Raw genomic sequence first — 4378 nt, 5'->3', positions numbered from 1 at the left:
GTGTCTGACGGGGCGTGGGTGTCTGACGGGGCGTGGGGGAAGCGGGTCTTCTAGAGTCGCGGGTGGTACGGGCGTGCGACTGTGGTGCGTCCGTACGACCGCGAGCCGCACCGAGAGGAACGAGCAGCATGACCGAGCAGGCCCCCGAGCCCTTCGAGCCCGTCGACGAGGACTGGCGGACCGCGCTGGCGATCGTCGCCCACCCCGACGACATGGAGTACGGCGGGGCCGCGGCCGTCGCCCGCTGGACCTCGCAGGGCAAGAAGGTCGTCTATGCGATGGTCACCAGCGGCGAGGCGGGCATCGACTCGCTGGACCCGGCCGAGTGCGGCCCGCTGCGCGAGGCCGAGCAGATCGCCTCGGCGCGCGTGGTCGGCGTCGACACCGTCGAGTTCCTCGGACACCCGGACGGGGTCGTGGAGTACGGGCTGCCGCTGCGCCGGGACATCGCCCGGGTGGTGCGCAGGCACCGGCCGGACATCGTGATCACCAGCAACTTCCGGGACACCTACGGCGGGCAGTTCCTCAACCAGGCGGACCACATCGCGGTCGGCCGGGCCACTCTGGACGGGGTCCGGGACGCCGGGAACCGCTGGGTGTTCCGCGAGCTGCTGGCCGAGGGCCACGAGCCGTGGAACGGCGTGCGGCAGATCTGGGCGGTGGCCTCGCCGGAGGCCGGGCACGCGGTGGACACCACCGCGCACTTCGACCGGGGCGTCGCCTCGCTGGAGGAGCACAAGGCGTACCTGGCCGGGCTGGGCGGGGCGATGGCGGAGCCGCGGGAGTTCCTGGAGGGCTTCGGCCGGGGCGCGGGCAGCCGGCTGGGGACGCGCTTCGCGGTGCCGTTCGAGGTGTTCCCGCTGCGCTGACCCGCGGCTACTCGGGCCCGGTGCCGGTGCCGGTGCCGGTGTCGGTGCCTGCTCCTGTGCCCGTGCCCGTGCCGGCGCCCGTGCGGCGCCGGCGCCGGTGGCGCAGCACCTGCCGGAGCAGGACGGCGGCGACCAGTACGCCCAGCCCGACCGCGAACCAGACCTGGTAGTGCAGCGCCGTGCGGTACACCGCGCCGATGTTGGCCCCGGCGAGGTAGCCGAAGGTGCCCCAGACCGCCGTCCACAGCACCGCGCCCAGCAGGTTGAACGGCAGGAACCGGCGCCAGGGCATCTCCGTGGTCCCGGCGATGATCCCGTTGTACTGGCGCAGCCCGTCCACGAAGCGGGCGACCGTGACCACCTTGCCGCCGTGCCGGGCGAAGAAGTCCTCGGCGCGGTCCATCCGGGCCGGGGTGAGCAGCACGTAGCGGCCCCAGCGGTGGACGAAGGCGCGCCCGCCGGTGCGGCCGATCAGGTACCCGAGGCTGTTGCCGAGGGCGGCGGCGCCGGTCGCGACCAGCAGGACGGCGGCGAAGTCGAGGTGCCCGGCGCCGGCGTACACCGAGGCCAGCACCAGCACGGTCTGCCCGGGCACCGGGATCCCGCAGTTGTCGAGCAGCACGAGCAGCGCCACCGCGAGGTACCCGTAGTGGTCCAGCAGTGGCGCGAGCCCGGCGAGTGCCCCGGGCAGCGGGGTCGTGGGAGCGGACACCGCTCCTCACCACCTCGCGCGGGGCGGGGTGACGGGGGTGTCGGTCAGAGGTTCGCCTCGCGACGCTCGATGTTGCAGTCGGGGCCCGGGTAGATCAGACCCTCGTGGCCGTCCTCGAACCGGACCATGTACGGCGGCTGTCCGTCGGTGCCGCGCACCTCGACGATCTCGCCCTTCTGGTCCACCATGCCCACCGACCTGCTGTGGATGTGGAGCTGGTCACCTACCGCTGCCTGCATGGTCTGCTCCCTCGGGTCGTGTGCCCGGCCGCCTCCACGGCCGTTCCCGCTATCCACTGTGCTGCGGGTGCGGCGGGCGCGCAACGCCTCGGGCGGACGGGGCGCGCGCGGGGCGCGGGGTTCGGCGTCAGCGGGCGGAGGACTGTTGCGCGAGGTAGCCGCGGACCAGCCGCTTGCACTCGGCGATCAGCGCCGGATCGCCGTCGGGCGCCTCCCGGAAGGCCAGCTTGAGCACCGCGTCGGCGGCCTCCAGGGCCACCCGCAGGGCCAGCGTGGTGGCCGACGGGTCGCCCGCCCGGAACAGTTCGCCGCCGAGCGCCTGGAGCCGCAGCGCGACGGCGGTGTTGTTGTCCACGCCCGCGTCCAGCAGGTGCAGGTCGTCCTGGACGCCGGTGGGGACGGCCGGGCCCGCCAGGCCGAAGTCCAGCTGGCCGAAGCCCGGCACCGCGCGCTTCATCGCCACGAACTCCTCCACGGCCAGGTCGGTGAAGAGGGCGGGGCCGACCGGTGCGGCGGCGGCCAGCCGGGCGTCCAGGCGCTGGAGGTAGTGGTCGAGGTTGCGGGTGGCGAGCGCGGCCAGCAGGTCCTCCTTGCCGGCGAAGAACTGGTAGAGGGTGCCGATCGGCACCTGGGCGCGCTGGGCGACCTCCTTGGTGGTGAGCGCGGTCGCCCCGACCTCGTCCAGCAGCCCGGCGCAGGCGTCCAGGATGCGGCCGTACCGCTCCAGGCTGCGCTGCTGGACCGGGCGGCGCCTGACCGGTCCGGGGGCGGGGTGACTCCTGTCGCTCATGACCTCACTGTGCCGCATCCGCCGTGACGGCGGCGAATCACCGGGGCGCGAACGGCCCGGAGTTCCCCGTGGGGCGGGAGCCGACTGGTGGCCGGAGCTGAACGGCACGGTGGCGGGAAGGTGTCCACGAGCTGGTATAGGCCTTGTCGTGGACGCGATGACAGGTTCATACTCCTGGGGCGGACTACTTTGCGTGATCAACTCATGCCTCTTCGTGGTGATCGCGATTCAGCTGTGGCGGCCGAGACGCCTGTGACGGACGCACCGCCGCCACCCGAGGTCTGGACGACACCGTGTGCCTCCACTGCCCACGCCACGTCCTGTGGCGTCACGACCCTGTGTGTGCCCGCCCGACGGAAGGAGGGGATCGGTTCGGTGACGCTGCACTCCGGAGGGCGTGAGGCCCTCGACACCGAGCACCGCCGCCAGTTCCTGGAGTCCGGATACCTGGTCCTGCCCGGCCTGCTGCCGGAAGCGCTGCGCGAACGGCTCGCCCCCGAGGTCGACCGGTGGGTGGACGAGGGCCTGCGGGCCCGGTCGATCGCCGCGTGCGCCGACCCCTTACGCCACGGACCGCCCCCGCTGCTGGAACTGGAACTGCCCGCCCACGGCGAACTCCTCACCCACCCACCGCTGCTGCGCACCCTGACCCGCCTGCTCGGGCCGGACTTCGTCTTCCACCACCTGCACAGCGACCGCCAGGACCCGGGGATCCCGGGCAAGGCCTGGCACCACGACTGCGAGCCCAACGACCGCTCCGACCCGTCGCTGCTGATGGTCCACGCGCTGCACTACCTCGGCGGACTGGACGAGCGGGTCGGCAGCCTGGCCGTGCTGCCCGGCTCGCACCTGCGCACCGTCGGCAAGTCCGCCTTCGCCCACCACGGCACCGCGGAACTGCCCGGCGAGGTGGTCCTCGACCGGCTGCCGCCCGGCTCGACGGTGCTGCTCAACTCGGCGCTGTTCCACACCCGCAGACCGGCGCCCGAAGGGCCGGGCCACCCCCGGTACTTCGTCGACGCCTCCTACTGCCAGGTGGGGGCGCGCTGGCGCCCGGTGAAGCCCTATTGGCGGCAGATGCTCGCCCGGGCCCGCGAACTGGACCTGGCCGACGGCCAGTGGCCCGAGCTGTTCGCCGAGCGGCACTTCACCGAGTACACCGCCGGCGAACACGCCCGCACCGAGTACACCGGAACCGTCTGAGGAGCACTGCCGTGGAGATCGTCACCGCCGTCGCCTTCCCCGAGGTCCACGACGCCTACCTGCGGGACCACCCGGTGGAGCGGGCCCACGAGGCGAACAGCAACATGTACGGCGAGGAGAACCTCGAACGTGCCGACCGCATCCCCGGCGGCTGGTGGCGGATCCGGCTCTCCCGGGCGGACGTCCTGGGCGTCGTGCTGCCCTGGCACCTCAGTGAGGGCGGGGAGCTCGAAACGGTGCCGCGCTCCGGGCTGACGGTGGCCGAGGCGGCCGAGCGGGTCCGCGCCGGCGGAGCCGCCTGGGCCGTCGCCAACCCGGTCTGCGCGGCCAAGCTGCGGCTGCTGCGGTGGGCACCGTTCACGCTCGTCTTCCTCAGCACCGCGCCGGTCGACCACTCCGACTACGGGGACCTCGCGGTCCGGTCCGGTCTGATCCACCTCGACGGCCTGCACCGCATGCTGGCTTGGGAGTTGGCCGGACGGCTGCCCGAGCGGGCGCTGCTCGACGGGTACCTGGTGGGCGACCCGGGGGTGGTCGCCGGGCCGGCCCGGGCGGGCCGGACGGG

The 4378-nt window shown here is 73.5% G+C and carries 6 protein-coding genes; 3 read left to right on the top strand and 3 right to left on the bottom strand.

The window, feature by feature from the left end; all coding sequences use genetic code 11:
• Positions 1-128 precede the first annotated feature (128 nt).
• Complete coding sequence (locus ACIQOV_RS29525; RefSeq protein WP_401053614.1) at positions 129-869, top strand: PIG-L deacetylase family protein; 741 nt, start codon at positions 129-131, stop codon at positions 867-869.
• A 7-nt stretch (positions 870-876) separates the two neighbouring features.
• On the opposite strand, the gene ACIQOV_RS29520 is transcribed toward ACIQOV_RS29525, so the two are convergent.
• The 3 genes from ACIQOV_RS29520 to ACIQOV_RS29510 form a co-directional block, all read right to left on the bottom strand.
• Positions 877-1581 (bottom strand): DedA family protein, encoded by a 705-nt coding sequence (locus ACIQOV_RS29520; RefSeq protein WP_401053613.1) that lies wholly within the window; start codon positions 1579-1581, stop codon positions 877-879.
• Positions 1582-1625: 44 nt separating this feature from the next.
• On the bottom strand, positions 1626-1820 hold the full coding sequence (locus ACIQOV_RS29515; protein WP_359898515.1) for a DUF1918 domain-containing protein: 195 nt from the start codon (positions 1818-1820) through the stop codon (positions 1626-1628).
• A 127-nt stretch (positions 1821-1947) separates the two neighbouring features.
• Entirely contained in the window at positions 1948-2610 is a 663-nt protein-coding gene (locus ACIQOV_RS29510; protein ID WP_359898516.1) for a TetR/AcrR family transcriptional regulator, read from the bottom strand.
• Between the two features lie 375 nt (positions 2611-2985).
• Between ACIQOV_RS29510 and ACIQOV_RS29505 the strand changes: the two genes are divergently transcribed.
• Positions 2986-3813, top strand: a complete 828-nt coding sequence (locus ACIQOV_RS29505; RefSeq protein ID WP_380540512.1) for a phytanoyl-CoA dioxygenase family protein — start codon at positions 2986-2988, stop codon at positions 3811-3813.
• 11 nt (positions 3814-3824) lie between these two features.
• Positions 3825-4378 (top strand): DUF6309 family protein (locus ACIQOV_RS29500; RefSeq protein WP_401053612.1); only part of this gene is annotated, 554 nt, incomplete at its 3' end.

The sequence above is a fragment of the Kitasatospora sp. NPDC091257 genome (assembly GCF_044757675.1).
GTDB lineage: Bacteria > Actinomycetota > Actinomycetes > Streptomycetales > Streptomycetaceae > Kitasatospora > Kitasatospora lactacystinica.
The sequence above is the reverse complement of the archived record's forward strand: the minus strand, read 5'-3'. Positions and strand labels throughout refer to the sequence as shown.

Coding starts and splice junctions, on each gene's coding strand:
- ACIQOV_RS29525 (WP_401053614.1), top strand. CDS start 129: ATGACCGAGCAGGCCCCCGAGCCCTTCGAGCCCGTCGACGAGGACTGG.
- ACIQOV_RS29515 (WP_359898515.1), bottom strand. CDS start 1,820: ATGCAGGCAGCGGTAGGTGACCAGCTCCACATCCACAGCAGGTCGGTG.
- ACIQOV_RS29510 (WP_359898516.1), bottom strand. CDS start 2,610: ATGAGCGACAGGAGTCACCCCGCCCCCGGACCGGTCAGGCGCCGCCCG.